Here is a 14,673-nt window from a genome sequence, read left to right on the forward strand (position 1 = left end):
GAAAAACATATTTAGAAAGATATTGAGAAAAGATCATTTATATACCTTAATATTTTGAAACAATGTCACCATCAACATCAACTTCCCAACATGTATCAATTCTATCTGCTCCAACTATTTCATGTAGTGTACCACTTCCATCTATTCTCCATAGACCACGAACATTCATAGACATATCAGGATTTGCTACTACAAGTTCACCACTCAATATGGATTTATATGTACCATATTGTTTCGTCACGTTAAATTGAATGTCAAGTTTCGATTGTAATGGCAAATTTGAAGTAAACTTTTGACTCTTATCTATTTCAGCAGCGATGATTGGGTAGCAATATGTTCCAATTGCCCAGGTTCTAGTTGCAGTGCTTAGAACTGGGATAGTTATTCCATCCGTTATTCCTATGGTAAAATCATAGTTGACAATTTGATTCAGATAAGAATTTCCAATCATAATCCTTGTAAAGGTAGACAGCTCAGAACTTGAAGCATCATCAACTACTATACTCAAATCTCCCGGAACGAACGGTTGAGTAAGTCTCATTGCGTAGTGCCACAATGGAACTCCCCAAATTGCATGAAGATTTCCTCTTACTATCCTTCTAAGTTTGCTTGCCATATCATTGATTGTATCTACAGTGTATTTTAGACTGTAAAGAGGTAAAGTTCTTCTTGCACTTCTTTGTTCATTTCCAGTGAAAGTCCGTAACAATCTTGTATTATATTTACCACGAGTAAAGGTGTACGATTGACTCCAATTTGGCTCAAATGGAAAATAAACTTCTACTTCTATATTTGAATAAGCACTCATTAAGTAGCAATCTCCATTGCTCGTCTAAACTTACCAGGATTGTTACCTACAACATTTAACAAAGAATTTTTTCCTTGTGGAGTAGCTAAATAAGCATCAATCAATCTTGGATCTACAATATTAGTAATGTTTAAGTTTCCTTTATTACTTCCTGCCATCATACCAAGAGCTTTCATTTGACCTTTCGTAAATATCCCTTCTTCATCTTTTGCAACAATAGCCCTTTCACCAGGACCTATTCCACTATGTGCTCTAACTGCATCAGAAAAAGCAGATACGGAAACTTGTCTTGAAGGGAATCTATCTTCTCCTAATACACCACCACCATGAGCAAAAGAAGGGGTTAACCAGGTACCAATTTGAGCAACATTATCAAATGCGGCCCCACCCCCACCACCTAATCCAAATAAACCCCCTAATAATCCCCCTAGCCCCCCTAATCCCCCACTAGAACTACCAGTTGCAGCTTCGATTGCTTTTAGTAATGTCCATTTAAGTATTGCTTCACCAAGCCATTTAAACATTGACATAAAAAAATCTGACATTGCTTCTTTTGCAGTCTTGGTTCCATCAGCGAAAGACATTATAGCATCAGTCAATCCGGAAGCTAATTTATCTGGACCTTCTTTCCCAAGGCGAATCATCAATTCACCCCAGGATTCCATTTCTCTTTTTGCTTTTTGATAACCCCTTTTTATTTGGTCCCACATAGTGCCGTTTACAGCAATTGACTTATCTTTAAATTCTTCCTCGTCTATTATTTCAAAATCTCGTGCTTGTTTGATATAACTAAAATATTGTTCCGCACTTATTTCTCCAGCACGCCATTTTTGTTCATCATATTTATGTTCTATTTGGTATAGTTCTTTTCTCTTCGCCAATTCTCTTTGTAATGCTTCCTCAACTTCTTTTGCTGCTTTATTAAGGTGTTCAGCTTTTACTTTTAAATCAGTTTCGGGCATACTCTTGATATTGTTATAATGTTCTACTTTTAATTGCAAATCTTTTTGATAAAACTCAATATCCATAGCAAGCATATTTCTCTTGCTTGTATTATTTAATTGGCCCTCAGTTCTAGCTTGCTGCGCCGCTGCTTCAAGTTCTGCTTTTTGAAGATCAAATTTATCACTTTCTTCCTTGTAACTTTTAAGTTTGGTTCTTTTCTCAGCTTTTGCAACATCATCCCAATATTTTTCTTTTGATTTTATAAGGGCTTGATTAGCTTGTTCTTCATAATTAATCGTTTGATCTGCACCTTCTTTATCTAAAACTTCTCTAGCTCTTAATAAATCCTTTCTTATTTTAAGATCACGTAATTTATATTCTAAACCTGCTTTTTTAACCAAATCTATTTCAGCGGAAGCCTCTATCTGGGATAGATTTGCTTGGATACTTAATTGTTCCTCTTCGATATCAAGTTTTTCTTTTGCTCCTTTTCTTGTAATTTCAGAGATGTTTCTTTCTCTTTTTTGTATTCTATCTACTAACCATTCATCATACTTTGTTTCCATATCTTTAAGATAATCTTGCTGTTGTTTTTTTCTTACTGCAAGATCACCTTCTGGTTCTATTGTAAGATTTTTTCCAAATAAATTGACATCCACCTTTTCCCCAGTTACTACCATTATATCAAGTTGTTTCTTAAATGTTTCAAGATGATCTTTCATCTTATCAACATCAAGAGAAAATGATTCTTGTTCTTTTTTGATATGATCTGTCATCTTAGATATATTAAGAGCATTTATTTGTTCAGCCGATTTTTCTAATCCTTTTTGCAATGGAGTTTGAACTTGTTTAAGTTCTTGTTGGGCCTTCATATAAAGTTCCATTGCTTTACTAAATTCAGTTTGAATGCGTTGATTTTTTACAACTGTTGTATCATTGCCTTTATTTATTTCTTTAATAGTTTCATCAAAATCTTTTGTTATTTTATAAAGGTAACCTTTTTGGACATCAGTAGCAGCATTCCACAGTAAGACTAACCCATCTGACATTTTTTCAGATATAGTGGCGATGTTGGTAGCAACTTTTGATATGAACTTTTCTTGATTATCAAGAATTTCTGGATCAGTTGTTGGGATAACAAATTTTGAACTACTTGGAGAAAGTGTTGTTGGACCTTTATCTTGTTGTAATTCAGAAATACTTTTGAATATTGCGTCTCTTACTGCTTCATACCCTTTTACAAATATTGTCTTTTTCTTCTCTAATACATAAGCATTTTGCGCATTAAGAGATTCAAGAAATGTCATTTCTTTTAAAGAAACAGCATCATTGTGCCTATTCATTTCCTGTTGAATATTTTTATTACTTCCTTTTGCTTCAGCAAGTTTTCTATTATGAAGATCATTCTCGTTTGAAAGATCATTAAAATATGCATCCCTCATCTTCTTAATATATAATTGAAATCCTTTAAGGACTTCATTATTTACATCTTCAGAAGTTCCAATATCTTTATATCTTATTTCAGCTATATCTTCTCTAGCTTTCATTGCTAATCTAAGGTGTTCAGCTTCCATTGCCTTAACTGATCCACCTTCATCTTCAAAATTTTTCTTGAGATTTTCAAGATCCTTATCCAATTTAACTGCTATTTTTTCCGAGTCTGCTCTTCGTTGGCCCTCGAGATCATTATATAAATCAGCGAACAAAGAAACTTCCTCTCTCCGTTCTCCTATTGCTATCTTTCTTTTTTCTTCAACTTTTTTTCGTTCTGCCTCAAGTTCCTGTTGATGAAGACTATTTAATTTTGTCATTACAGCAGTGAGCAACGCTGTTGCTTGTTCTGAATTTAAACCAGAAAACATATTAGAATTTATTTGAAGTAAAGCATCCTTTACTTCTTTACCAGTTGATGTAGCAGTGATACCAAGTTCTTTAAGTCTTGGTATAAAAACTAATGTAGCATCTGTTAATTTTTGAAATTGATCTTGTGGATCTTTAAGACTAAATACCCATTTGTATATGGTACTAAAACTTCTTTCAAATTCTATGGTTAATTGTTGCAGAGCTTTTGCTTGCTCTGCCATTAACTTTATGTGTTGGGTTTGTAGCAAGTTATCGAGAAATTGAATCCCAGCTTGCTGATCTTTCCATTTACCTGTAACTGAATCAATAAATGGGGCAAGTTCTTTATAATCTATAGCGAGGCGTTTTAATGTAGCACCATATTCATTAGTTCCTGGATTTAATTGAACTAATTTATTTCTATAATCCTCAAGCCTGTCAATACTCTTTTGTATCTCAATTCCAGATATTATAAGTTCGTTACTCAATTCTTTTTGGGTTTTTACCCACATCAATAAAGCACCAACTAAAGCACCAACTACTAAAACTAAATTACTTGCTAAAAAGGTTAAAATAGTTTTACTTAAAATAACCAATTCTGCTCTTGCTGCTCTAGTTACGATACCTAATTTCCATATCAATTCAATAGACGTTTTAATACCAGATAAAAACTCAGCTAACCAGATTGCCATTATTGCTTTGCCAAGTCCCCAAGTAACTACAGCAGCAGCCCCCATTGCAATTGTATATTGACCAATAACACTTGTAGAAAGATAAGTCATACCTTTTATAAGACTATTTAAAGAATCAATCACCCCTCCCAGAACTGCACTAAAACCCCCACTACCTACACCTATTGTTAAAAGTTGTATATTATTTAACAGATTTTTGGCTCTATAAGACAAGCCTTGCATCTGCACATCCATCATTGCTTGTGCTGCACCAACATTAAAAAGTTGATTATAATATGTATCAAATTGTTGTCCCCCATCTTTCATCGTCTTTACTAATATTGCTACAGCAGGTGCACCACGCAGTCCAAACAACTCAAAAGCATCAGCAGCAGTTGGTGCCACACGTGCTAATTCTTCCATAATTGTTTTTAAGCTACTCGTTGCAGGATTGAGTAAATTCATATCTGCACCAAGAGCAAGAAACTTTGCCTGAAGAGAATCAGTTGGAGATATAAGTCGCGCAATTACTTGTCTAAGCGAAGTACCAACAGTGGAAGCTTTTAGCCCATTGTCTGTCAATAACATTGCAGCAGCAGTTACTTCTTCCAAGGACAAACCAGCAGCAGCAGCGATAGGTGCCAAATAAGAAAAAGTTACATTTAATTTTTCAACAGTTTCTTTAGATTTGTTTACTGCAACCGCCATAACATCTGCAACTCTACCTGACTCTGATGCATTCATGTTAAATGCTCGTATAACAGTGGTGAGCAAATCTGAAGCATTCCCCATATCAGATATAGTTCCAGTTGCTAATGTAATTACATCTTTCATTATTCCAATTGTTTCAGCAGCACTAAATCCAGCTTGTGCTACTGTAACTGTACCTGTTTGAATCTCTTTCATAGAGAATTTGGTCTTGCTTGCTAGATCAAGCATTACTTGACCCATCATCGTTACTTCAGCAGTGGTAGCAGATGTTACAGCTTGAAAATTTTTAAGAACCTGATCGAATTCCATTACATTTACGACACCTTCTTTTATCGCTCTCATTGTGCCGTAAATAGCAGTAGCAGCAAGACCCCAATATGCCATTGATGATATTACAGTGCTAAACTTAGAAAAAATTCCACTTGCTTTAACTACCGGTTCAACTATATCTTCAATTCCTTTTGAGGTAAGTTTAATATTTTTTCTCAAACCATCCATTGTAAGTGAAAGTCTATCTACATGTTCTGCCCAAGATTTACCATTTTTTCCAGCTGCTATCATTGATTGACCATGAGCTTGAATGGCACTCTCAGTCTTGTTCAGAGTGGATCTAAAAGCATCAAATGCACTGCCCTGATCTCCAAATACCTTAGTTCCGTAAGCAATTGCATCATGATACTTTTGTGATACTTCAGTAGCTTTTCCAATAGCAAGCGAGTATTTTGAAAACTCACTACCACCAGATTGCATCGCCGATCTATTTTTTTCTGAAGCAGCAGTTACCCCACCTAGAGCACCATTCAAAGTACCAAGCATCCGCTTCATTTCTTCTACTGTATTACGAAAAGTAGAATCAATTTCGCCTTTGAATAGTGTACCAAGACTGAGAGATTTAGCCATTCATTATCCCCGTTTACTTATTAAAGCAACTGGATTTTGTTGTGTAAGTGGTGTATAATGAACCATCATTTTTTTAGTCAATTCTTCTCTTTCCACCTGACTCATTTTCTCATATTCTTTCGGATCTCCAAACAAAAGGTTTTGTTCTTTTGGTTTTTCTAAAACTTTGCTTCCTTGTGTTTTTATATCTATTCCATGCAACATTGCTTGAACTTTCATTAATTCGATTTCTTTTTTTACATTATGTTCATAAAGAAACATTAACTGTCCGATTGTATATCCGCCTTCTCTAAACCCTTTTCCAAAGAACTCAAAAGGTCTGTATCCATAGCAGAGGCAGACTTCTGCAACGGCGGATTCATAGGTGACAACATCGCCATCTTTTCCTTTATTGTTTGGAACTTCGCTGCCACCTTTGATGCCAAAAAAGAAAAATTTTCTTCATAGACTATTTCTACAAGCTGAGTAAATTGCTTATTCGTAATATCAGAGAGCAAATCATCTTCCTCTGTAATCTTACAATCAGTTACAAGAGGAACTATGTCTTCAATGTGTTTAGTTACAGTGTCAACTATGAAAGAGATAAAAACCATGTCATCTACCGTTCGCTCTTGACTGACACTAAACAAAGTATCCAAAGCACTCTTTATTATCTCTTTCGCTTTCAACTGATCTCTTACACTTAGAGGATAAATCTTAATGTTCCTCAAATTACGGATTCCAACTTCAATTTCCTTAATTTGAGGATTAAGTGTAGGCTCCGACATTTCAATTCTCCTTCTTAGAGATTACACAAAAATAATGTGTCCAAGAGGTTTGTCATCCCAAAGAGCATTACCACCAGTCACACCACTACTAGCAAGTTTTGCTTCAAAGGTAAGAGTAGGTTTCGCATTATCTTCTTTCGCAAGAGCAAGTTCTGTGGCAGCAGAAACCTGAGCACGAGGAAAAATAATGTACATGTAATTTGTGCCATTCGGAAACGTGTATTGAGCTTCCATTCTTACATACTCAGGAGCAGAAAGAGAACCAAGTGTAATCTCTCCCGAACTTGCTGTATACGTCCCACTTGTAGGATCAACACCGCGAGCAAGAGCAAGAGTGTAAGGCTTAATTTCTTCATACTGACATTCAAGAGCAGCTTTTTCTCTGAGAGGAATAATAGAATCTTCTTTCAGAGGGAAACCAGACTCATGACGCCAGTAGTCAACTTGTGCTGTAAATTTTGTTGCTGCAAGTGCCCCAATACTATCAGCAGCAGTGGAAGCAACACCAGGTTTTGCTATATTTGCTGCCGATGCAATTACACGTACTTGGGCAAGTCCAAGGGCAAGGGTTCCAGTATCAATAATGGTAGGACCCGACATAGAAACTCCTTTCAAAAGAAATACAAAGAATGTTCAACACTCACCACTTTGTCGGAGTTTCAGTCGATCTTTGGTGCGGAAGAGGACTGATTTATTTCAAATGCATTAAATTCGTTCCAATGATCTGGGTTTAATCGTCTACATGTCCTCCTTATACATCTCATTCTAATTACGCCAAGTATCTCCATATTAACAATTAAGCCAATATCTTGACTTATCTTATCACCAAAAAGAAACCTCCATGTACCATTTGTAAGTCTCTCAATAAGAGGTTTACCACATTTTGTGCAAGAGCAAAGCTTTCCCATTACACTTTACTCTCCCATCTTAAACGAGCACTTAAAAGGCAAAACTTGGTTTCGTCGTCAGTGGTGTCCTCACCTACTTCTCGAATCTCTTGTACTAAAAAAGCTCCTAAAACAGTCCACGCTTCGCTCGGGTGACTCTTGTAAAAAGTGATTCTCTTCATTCCATCAGATGCAGTTGTATCCGTTAGGTATCCTAACACAGTATCTCTTAATTGTGCAAGTCGAAAACCTTCATTATCCATCTTTGTACAACAAAAAATTCTTAGATCAATACTAGACATATAATCCAGATCAATGTTACCTAGCATTATAGATACCCAACGATCTACTTCTCTACCTTGAATCTTTGGAGATACTAAAGATCTATCAAAGGTTATAGGTATATTCTCATTCCTTTTTAAAGAATCTACAAAAAACTTCTTTATAGAATCTTTAACATTAGCTTTTCTAGCTGAAGGATCAAGAGCCATTTTCTATTTCCTTAAGAAACTTTTTAAGTTCAGGAAAGAATTTATTAATTATCCAGTTAACTGATTCCGTTACATCTGATCTTTCTTCCTCTTTCACCTTTATTATATTAAACTCAGCACAATTTATAGCCAGAGCTAATTTTTTTAAATCTTCAAGATCATGTTCAATCACTACCCTAAATCCAACAGGTTTTACATCAAGTATTTTTAAAGGAATACTCATTTCCAGGCCCTTTCTATATCATTCATCATTGTATCAACTATGCCAGAATAATTCTGTTCCTCAAATTCATTTAAGGTATTACTAAGAATAGGTCTTGGAAAGTGATAACCCCCGCCTTTCGATCTATAATCTCCCCCATATTCAAGTACTGTAGCAATCATAGCAAGAGGTTTACTTTTACCTTTATCAAGATTCCCATACCAACTCTTACCCCCTGAATCTAATATATTTGCTGGAATACCCCCTACCCACCCACCACGTTCTTGAAACTGGGTCATACTTGCAACTAAATCACCCTTTAACTTCCAAAAAGGATTAGATCCTAATCCAATTTTGTGTTTCCACTTGGAATACGTTTCTGTATACGGCATAAAAGACCACTTATTTGAAAGAATATTTACTGATACTCTATTTGCGTATTCAACAGCACATCTCCTGTTAAATTCACCACCCTTTTCTTTCAACCACCATTTAGCTCGCCACTCTATGCCATCAAGAGCTTTCACCCATCTTCTAATATCTTCTTTGTTTAATTCTACAAAGAAACCAATCATTGTTTATCCTTCTTGCTTTATCCATCCATCAAGTACTTTAATAAACGATAAATTTGGCACTTCTTTATATGTTTCAATTCCTAAAGGAACAATCCAAGATCGAAATATTCTTGATGCTAAAAATACTGCTTTTTCTCCATTTTCTTTGGTAATATCTTTGAAAAATGTAAGAACATTATAATTAGCTTGTTCCAAATAAATGTTAAGTACTTCAGAAATATCTTTTTCAAACCATTCATTTCCAAACAAATATCCCCACCATTTTGTATCTGGAACTTGCTGGATTTCGAGTTCTTCTCTATAGCTGAGAAAAACTACGTTGCAACGAATTTCTTTGCAGGAATCTATAATCCGTTGCTTGTCATCAAGTGTTTCTTTGTCACCCGGAAACACATAAAGAGTTAACAAATCTATTTTTTGTTCCATAATTCAATCTCTGCATTTCTTCTATTTGTCAAACCTTTGACAGTTCTCCCACCTGCTTTATTCCATCTTAACAATTGAACTGGAACTTCATCATAAAAACCTTGATTCAAAAGTTTAAGTAAAGTGGAATTTTCAAATGCACTCTTGCCAACATTATATATAAACGATATTAGAGCATCAAATTGATTCTGAGTAATATCCACTTTCACTAAATTATTAACCATATTTATAACAGATTCAAGGTCTTGTTGTAACAAAGTTCCAGCTTGATCATAAGTTATTCCATTTTTATATTTGATAAATTCACCATTTATTTTAATCTTGCCAGATGTTAATTCACTCTTAGTTAACAAATGACCTGTACCTATAGTAGGGAAACCAACAGAGTCTAAATAAACGTGAAGTTTTGTAGCTTCAACATTGATTAAAAAATTGACTCCATTATTACTTATCCCTTTCATCTTAGTCTTTCCTTATCTTTGTACAAGTCTTCAATCATATCCCTGTACTTAATAAGTTGTTGAGAAGAAAGTTCCTTTGTCCTTACAGCACATTTATATTGTCCAGGAGTTCCTTTAAACCAAGTTACATTATCATTGTACTCAAATTCAAGACCGAACTTTTCAGGATCATTGAAAATTGGTGCACCAGGATATGGTTGCAAAATAGAGGTATCAATATCATCTGGTTTTGCCTCTTCTATCCAACTACATGTTTCAACGATTGTATCTTTTGTTTCTCCAGGTAATCCAACAATAAGAAATGCTTTTGCTCTTATCCCTGCATTATGTAAAAGTTTCACTGCTTTTGTATTTTGTTCCCTTGTAGTTCCTTTCAAATTCTGTTTTAATACAGTATTTGATCCACTTTCAACTCCTAATCCTACTTCAACTACTCCCATCGCCTTCAATAAGGCACAAGTTTCTTCATCAAGTAAATGAGTTCTGGAAAAACATCTGAATTTAAGATTCTCATTTTTCAAAAGAAGTACCATTTGTTCAAGTCGTTCTTTATCTGTCGTAAATACATCATCAAAAAACATAAAGGCTTTAAACCCAAATACTTCTTTAACATGTAGTATCTCACGAACTGTCCTAAAAGAACTTTGTATTCTACATTTTTTTGTTACTTTGGCGCAAAAGGAGCAGCTCCAAGGGCAACCTCGTGAAGACATAAGAACAGTTGCAGGTTCACCATCTATGAGGTATTTATAATCTTTTATTGGAATAGCAGACCTATCTGGAACAGGTATTTCGAAATTTACATTAAGTGGTTGATCTTCTTTAATCAACCAATCACCATTTGTTTTATTCTTTAAAAGTTTAGTTAATCCTAATTCCCCTTCTCCTCTAACTACATAATCAAATCCTACTTCTTTACACTCTTCTGACATATGAGTAGCATGAGGACCACCTGCAATAAGTATATGACCACGTTTTTTAAGTTCTTTTGCAATCTTGTATGCTTCAAATCGTTGTGGGGTAGTAATAGAAATACCAACATATTTCGACTTTATTAAATCAGGATTAAAACCTTGTAGTCCAACATCAATACATTCAGAGGTCAAATCAAACTTCCTTAGATATGCTGACAAATAGAGTATTCCTAGAGGAGGAAATACTGCTTGATTCAACAAAAATTCACTTGGGGGAAATATCAAGGTTATATCTTTCATAGTCCTTTTTTCAACTCCTCTCTATAAAGATCACAAGCGTTTTGAGGATTAACATCATCCATCAAAAAATCGTCTGTGATTATTTGATGTGAAATACTACCTTTGTACCAAAAACTAAGATCACCTGGTCTTTCTTCTCCATTTAGTGCTAACATAGGAAGTACCCAATCATCAAGACCTTTCAAATATTCAAGAAAACCATACTTTGGCCAAAACATTAAAGTGGGTTCAGCAAAATCATTTCTCAAACTCAATATCCATTTATGGCAATGTGCCCCGCGCCAAAATCCAGTAACACCACATCGTTCTAAGCCTTCTTCAGTGAATTGACTACCTCTTTCAAGTTCTATATATTTACTCGGAACACTCACAAATCCTTGTTTGGCAATTGATGTTAAAAATGATATACCAAAACTAGGTTCAGGTACATGTTCAAGAACATGACAACAAATAGCAAAATCAAATTTACCATTCTTTAATACGTCATCTTTTATAGCATCCCAAGTAAAAGGATTACCAATATCAGCTTGAAAATATCCCGCCTTTTTAAAATCATCATCATATGTATGTGGATCATTTATAGCTACATAATCCTTTTCCAGAAGATCAACATAATGAGTAACATACTTTCTTGCCCACGGATGAAGTATTCCACCAACATCAAGAACTCTTGGATATTTGGCTTGTTCTAAATGAGCTAGAACTTTCGCTTTTTGATTAAAACGATTTCGAAAATCATAAATCATTTCATTACACCTTTCTTAAAAAGGAATTTCTACACTTCCAAATCTTTTGCCTTCGTTTACTATCTTATCAAAAAACCAATCATATCGTTCTGCCATTAACTGTGCAGTAAACTTTTCAAGGAATTGATTTCTGCAATCTTCTCTATTAATTTGATCTATCTTCTGAAGCAAAGGAACACCCTTTTCAAGTATTTCCTGTTCATCATTTGAATCATAGTAGTTCAAAAAGAAACCATGTTTTCCATTTTCAATTATTCGATCAAGTTTAATAGCACAATCTTGATTTATCCTGTTAAATCCAATAATAGGAGTTCCCATTGCCAATGCTTCAATATTTGTTATTCCAAAATGTTCTTTCCAAGAATTGTCATTTGCAGAGATAAACACTTTGGCTCTTGACATAATCTTATATTTTTGTTCATCATTTACACCACGAACCCAAAATACATTTGGATTGTCTAGAAAAGGACCAACTTCTTTCCAAAAAGAACCTGTATTATAAGGTGGTCCCATTATTACAATTTTCATATCAGAAGCAAGAGCAAGTTTGATTGCCAAACCGGGGGCTTTTCCCCCTTCTATCTTACCTAGCCAAACTGCATATCCATCATGCTCAGAGGAAAACTTATACAAATCTTCAGGTATTCCATAATGTATTACAGTAGAATGTATCCCATGTAACATGAAATCACTTTGCAAGACTTTTGAACAAGATACAATGTTAAAAGAAGGATTAGTATTTTGAAAAGTTCCATGACACCACTTACACCAAGGAAACTCAACATATCCAGGAAATGCAAATTGACAATCAGGATCCCACCCTTCTCCAAAATACCCACAAAAATATAGATCAAAATTTATATCAGGATGCCTTGAAAGGTAATCTTTCACTGCCTCGTAATGAACATCCCGTTTATTTTCAAGTGCAGAAGTTGGAATATAATCTTTTATACCTATACCAGTAAAGTCTGAACCTTCTCTTGCAAACACATACACTTCATGTCCGAGTTTCACAAGTGATTCGATAAGATAAAAAATCATTCTTTCGCCACTATATGCTACATGGCGACCCATGGGATAAACATTTCCGGTCATTGCAATCTTCATAACTATCCTTTCAAAAAAGGTTTCACCAATGCATCAAATTCTTCTGCGGTGATTTTACTACTACTAGACGATCTTATTGAATCTTCTTGAAAATCATGGGTGGAAATCTCTAAAATAACAGAGTCAACTATACCGGTAAACCTGTGATCTATTCCAGGCAAAATAGTTACTTGATCTCCTTGTTTAGATAAAACAATTAGTTTAGATGGAAAAGAAATAGGATCTTTGCTTCCTAGTTCTAACAAAACTATTCCACTATCCAAAATAAATGTTTCTTTTTTTATCTCATGGTGATGTATACTACATCTGTATTGATGTTGAAGGTATAGTTTTTTAAAACAGTACTCCCGTTCATTTACTAAAATATCTTCACATCCCCACACTTTATGAGCAATCATATTAAACTCCGCGAACATCACAAGGATATGCAATACCTCCGCACTGTCTAACATAAGCAAAAACATCATCATATGGTAATTTATTTAGTTGAGCAAAAAGTCCAGATTTATAACACCCCCAACTAAAAATCATATAACTTTTATATTGTATTGGTGGATAGAACACTTTATCTGGACCAGCCATTATTCCAAATATATGTTCAAGCCAGGGGCATCTTCTATATTTATCTCCATACTTTCCATAAAGATATTCATCACTCATCAAACATTTTATAACTTCCGGGAAATCGAATTTTTCTTGTTTACAAATAAAGAAGCGAGTACTAGCCCATCTATAATCCCACTTATTATCTTCATCGGGAGAAGGACTCCAATAAGAAGGATAACTAATATAATCGTACCTATCACTGTCAAGCAAATGCAACCAACTAGAAATAATCCCGTTAGGATCTTTTCCAAAAATTGCCATGTCACCGTCGAAATGTACGACATATTTTCCCTTTGCCATTGATAATGCCTGAATATAATTCAAATCATTATATTTTGGGAAGTATGCACCTCTAAATTGTTCATTATGTGGACTAATAACAAGTTTCATTTTCTCAGGACAGGATTCAATTATTCTATTCCAATCATTGAATCCTTCATGTACATCAACAAATTGTATTAATTCAATACTTGGGTAATCTTTAAAAAAGTTATATTTATTCCAAACACTTTCAACTAAAAAATCCAAATTCCTTGTACCTTCAAATTGTTTCCCTTGAATAGAAACATCTTTATTGAAACCTGGTCTAGTGTCAGTATTTATTACAATACTTATCATAAACCTTTCTCCAATAAATCTCTGTAGTATCCAAATACTGAGGGGGGATTAGGGCCAAGAAAATCATCATTCACAATTTCAAAAGGGATCGAATCTTCCCAAAAGAAAGCAAGCTCTTGACAACCATTATCAGATTGATCAAGTACATTTTCCAAGCCTTGTATGTGTTCAACAAAGTTTAGCTTAGGAAAAAGATACAACCTTCCATCATCTATTGTAAATATCCAACGATGATGAAAGTAACCTCTATATGGACTTTTCAATTGCCATTCATTTTGTATTTCAACAGAGCGAATTTCTACAAAACTAAGTTCACGATATTTGACAGGAACAGTGATAAATCCTTGTTTTGCTATCTTTGGTAAATTACGAAGTGCTACAGTGGGATCTCTTATGTCTTCAAGTGTCTGTGAACATATAACAAAATCAAAAGGATCAAATTGTTTCATACAATCCCATGTCTCCTGCCTACAAATATCCCCTTCAATAAAAATTGAACTAAGAAATTGAGGAGAATGAAATTCAGGACCACATACTTCTTGTGGATCATTTATATCAAGATAATGAGTTACAACATCCCTTGCCCAAGGATACAATGCTCCCCCAACATCAAGCACTCGTTTGTATCCTTTACTTTTGATAAAACTTATGCATTCATCACGTAACAGAATTTTGTTTTCTGCCTTGATTATCATT

At 34.5% G+C, this 14,673-nt stretch carries 16 protein-coding genes; all 16 read right to left on the bottom strand.

What is annotated here, in order from left to right:
- Positions 1 to 46 precede the first annotated feature (46 nt).
- The 16 genes from ABFC98_05880 to ABFC98_05955 all read right to left on the bottom strand — a co-directional run bounded on the left by ABFC98_05880 (position 47) and on the right by ABFC98_05955 (position 14,672).
- A complete protein-coding gene (locus tag ABFC98_05880; protein ID MEN6445558.1) occupies positions 47 to 808 on the bottom strand; it encodes a hypothetical protein in 762 nt (253 codons plus the stop codon).
- Entirely contained in the window at positions 808 to 5,877 is a 5,070-nt protein-coding gene (locus ABFC98_05885) for a phage tail tape measure protein (GenBank protein ID MEN6445559.1), read from the bottom strand. Before ABFC98_05885 ends, ABFC98_05880 begins: the two co-directional genes overlap by 1 nt.
- Positions 5,878 to 5,880: 3 nt before the next feature.
- A complete protein-coding gene (locus ABFC98_05890) occupies positions 5,881 to 6,096 on the bottom strand; it encodes a hypothetical protein (protein ID MEN6445560.1) in 216 nt (71 codons plus the stop codon).
- 41 nt (positions 6,097 to 6,137) lie between these two features.
- On the bottom strand, positions 6,138 to 6,644 hold the full coding sequence (locus tag ABFC98_05895) for a hypothetical protein (protein ID MEN6445561.1): 507 nt from the start codon (positions 6,642 to 6,644) through the stop codon (positions 6,138 to 6,140).
- Positions 6,645 to 6,665: 21 nt separating this feature from the next.
- A complete protein-coding gene (locus tag ABFC98_05900; protein ID MEN6445562.1) occupies positions 6,666 to 7,244 on the bottom strand; it encodes a hypothetical protein in 579 nt (192 codons plus the stop codon).
- Between the two features lie 307 nt (positions 7,245 to 7,551).
- Positions 7,552 to 8,022 carry a hypothetical protein gene (locus tag ABFC98_05905; GenBank protein ID MEN6445563.1) on the bottom strand — a complete coding sequence of 157 codons (471 nt, stop codon included), beginning with the start codon at positions 8,020 to 8,022 and terminating at the stop codon, positions 7,552 to 7,554.
- Positions 8,012 to 8,245 (bottom strand): hypothetical protein, encoded by a 234-nt coding sequence (locus tag ABFC98_05910; GenBank protein ID MEN6445564.1) that lies wholly within the window; start codon positions 8,243 to 8,245, stop codon positions 8,012 to 8,014. The genes ABFC98_05905 and ABFC98_05910 overlap by 11 nt, the downstream gene beginning before the upstream one ends.
- On the bottom strand, positions 8,242 to 8,799 hold the full coding sequence (locus ABFC98_05915) for a hypothetical protein (protein MEN6445565.1): 558 nt from the start codon (positions 8,797 to 8,799) through the stop codon (positions 8,242 to 8,244). The genes ABFC98_05910 and ABFC98_05915 overlap by 4 nt, the downstream gene beginning before the upstream one ends.
- Before the next feature lie 3 nt (positions 8,800 to 8,802).
- Positions 8,803 to 9,225, bottom strand: a complete 423-nt coding sequence (locus ABFC98_05920; protein MEN6445566.1) for a hypothetical protein — start codon at positions 9,223 to 9,225, stop codon at positions 8,803 to 8,805.
- On the bottom strand, positions 9,210 to 9,686 hold the full coding sequence (locus ABFC98_05925; GenBank protein MEN6445567.1) for a lysozyme: 477 nt from the start codon (positions 9,684 to 9,686) through the stop codon (positions 9,210 to 9,212). Before ABFC98_05925 ends, ABFC98_05920 begins: the two co-directional genes overlap by 16 nt.
- Complete coding sequence (locus ABFC98_05930) at positions 9,683 to 10,900, bottom strand: radical SAM protein (GenBank protein MEN6445568.1); 1,218 nt, start codon at positions 10,898 to 10,900, stop codon at positions 9,683 to 9,685. The genes ABFC98_05925 and ABFC98_05930 overlap by 4 nt, the downstream gene beginning before the upstream one ends.
- Entirely contained in the window at positions 10,897 to 11,646 is a 750-nt protein-coding gene (locus ABFC98_05935; GenBank protein MEN6445569.1) for a methyltransferase domain-containing protein, read from the bottom strand. Before ABFC98_05935 ends, ABFC98_05930 begins: the two co-directional genes overlap by 4 nt.
- 15 nt (positions 11,647 to 11,661) lie before the next feature.
- Positions 11,662 to 12,753, bottom strand: a complete 1,092-nt coding sequence (locus tag ABFC98_05940; protein ID MEN6445570.1) for a glycosyltransferase — start codon at positions 12,751 to 12,753, stop codon at positions 11,662 to 11,664.
- Between the two features lie 2 nt (positions 12,754 to 12,755).
- Positions 12,756 to 13,151: a cupin domain-containing protein gene (locus ABFC98_05945; GenBank protein MEN6445571.1), complete on the bottom strand. Its 396-nt coding sequence runs from the start codon at positions 13,149 to 13,151 to the stop codon at positions 12,756 to 12,758.
- A 1-nt stretch (position 13,152) separates the two neighbouring features.
- A complete protein-coding gene (locus ABFC98_05950) occupies positions 13,153 to 13,977 on the bottom strand; it encodes a hypothetical protein (GenBank protein MEN6445572.1) in 825 nt (274 codons plus the stop codon).
- A complete protein-coding gene (locus tag ABFC98_05955; GenBank protein MEN6445573.1) occupies positions 13,974 to 14,672 on the bottom strand; it encodes a hypothetical protein in 699 nt (232 codons plus the stop codon). Before ABFC98_05955 ends, ABFC98_05950 begins: the two co-directional genes overlap by 4 nt.
- Position 14,673: the final 1 nt, after the last annotated feature.

This window comes from Candidatus Cloacimonas sp., from assembly GCA_039680785.1.
GTDB lineage: Bacteria > Cloacimonadota > Cloacimonadia > Cloacimonadales > Cloacimonadaceae > Cloacimonas.

What these genes read in the sequence shown, in the direction of transcription:
- ABFC98_05880 (MEN6445558.1), bottom strand. Translation starts at nt 808, where the DNA reads ATGAGTGCTTATTCAAATATAGAAGTAGAAGTTTATTTTCCATTTGAG.
- ABFC98_05885 (MEN6445559.1), bottom strand. Translation starts at nt 5,877, where the DNA reads ATGGCTAAATCTCTCAGTCTTGGTACACTATTCAAAGGCGAAATTGAT.
- ABFC98_05890 (MEN6445560.1), bottom strand. Translation starts at nt 6,096, where the DNA reads ATGAAAGTTCAAGCAATGTTGCATGGAATAGATATAAAAACACAAGGA.
- ABFC98_05895 (MEN6445561.1), bottom strand. Translation starts at nt 6,644, where the DNA reads ATGTCGGAGCCTACACTTAATCCTCAAATTAAGGAAATTGAAGTTGGA.
- ABFC98_05900 (MEN6445562.1), bottom strand. Translation starts at nt 7,244, where the DNA reads ATGTCGGGTCCTACCATTATTGATACTGGAACCCTTGCCCTTGGACTT.
- ABFC98_05905 (MEN6445563.1), bottom strand. Translation starts at nt 8,022, where the DNA reads ATGGCTCTTGATCCTTCAGCTAGAAAAGCTAATGTTAAAGATTCTATA.
- ABFC98_05910 (MEN6445564.1), bottom strand. Translation starts at nt 8,245, where the DNA reads ATGAGTATTCCTTTAAAAATACTTGATGTAAAACCTGTTGGATTTAGG.
- ABFC98_05915 (MEN6445565.1), bottom strand. Translation starts at nt 8,799, where the DNA reads ATGATTGGTTTCTTTGTAGAATTAAACAAAGAAGATATTAGAAGATGG.
- ABFC98_05920 (MEN6445566.1), bottom strand. Translation starts at nt 9,225, where the DNA reads ATGGAACAAAAAATAGATTTGTTAACTCTTTATGTGTTTCCGGGTGAC.
- ABFC98_05925 (MEN6445567.1), bottom strand. Translation starts at nt 9,686, where the DNA reads ATGAAAGGGATAAGTAATAATGGAGTCAATTTTTTAATCAATGTTGAA.
- ABFC98_05930 (MEN6445568.1), bottom strand. Translation starts at nt 10,900, where the DNA reads ATGAAAGATATAACCTTGATATTTCCCCCAAGTGAATTTTTGTTGAAT.
- ABFC98_05935 (MEN6445569.1), bottom strand. Translation starts at nt 11,646, where the DNA reads ATGATTTATGATTTTCGAAATCGTTTTAATCAAAAAGCGAAAGTTCTA.
- ABFC98_05940 (MEN6445570.1), bottom strand. Translation starts at nt 12,753, where the DNA reads ATGAAGATTGCAATGACCGGAAATGTTTATCCCATGGGTCGCCATGTA.
- ABFC98_05945 (MEN6445571.1), bottom strand. Translation starts at nt 13,151, where the DNA reads ATGATTGCTCATAAAGTGTGGGGATGTGAAGATATTTTAGTAAATGAA.
- ABFC98_05950 (MEN6445572.1), bottom strand. Translation starts at nt 13,977, where the DNA reads ATGATAAGTATTGTAATAAATACTGACACTAGACCAGGTTTCAATAAA.
- ABFC98_05955 (MEN6445573.1), bottom strand. Translation starts at nt 14,672, where the DNA reads ATGATAATCAAGGCAGAAAACAAAATTCTGTTACGTGATGAATGCATA.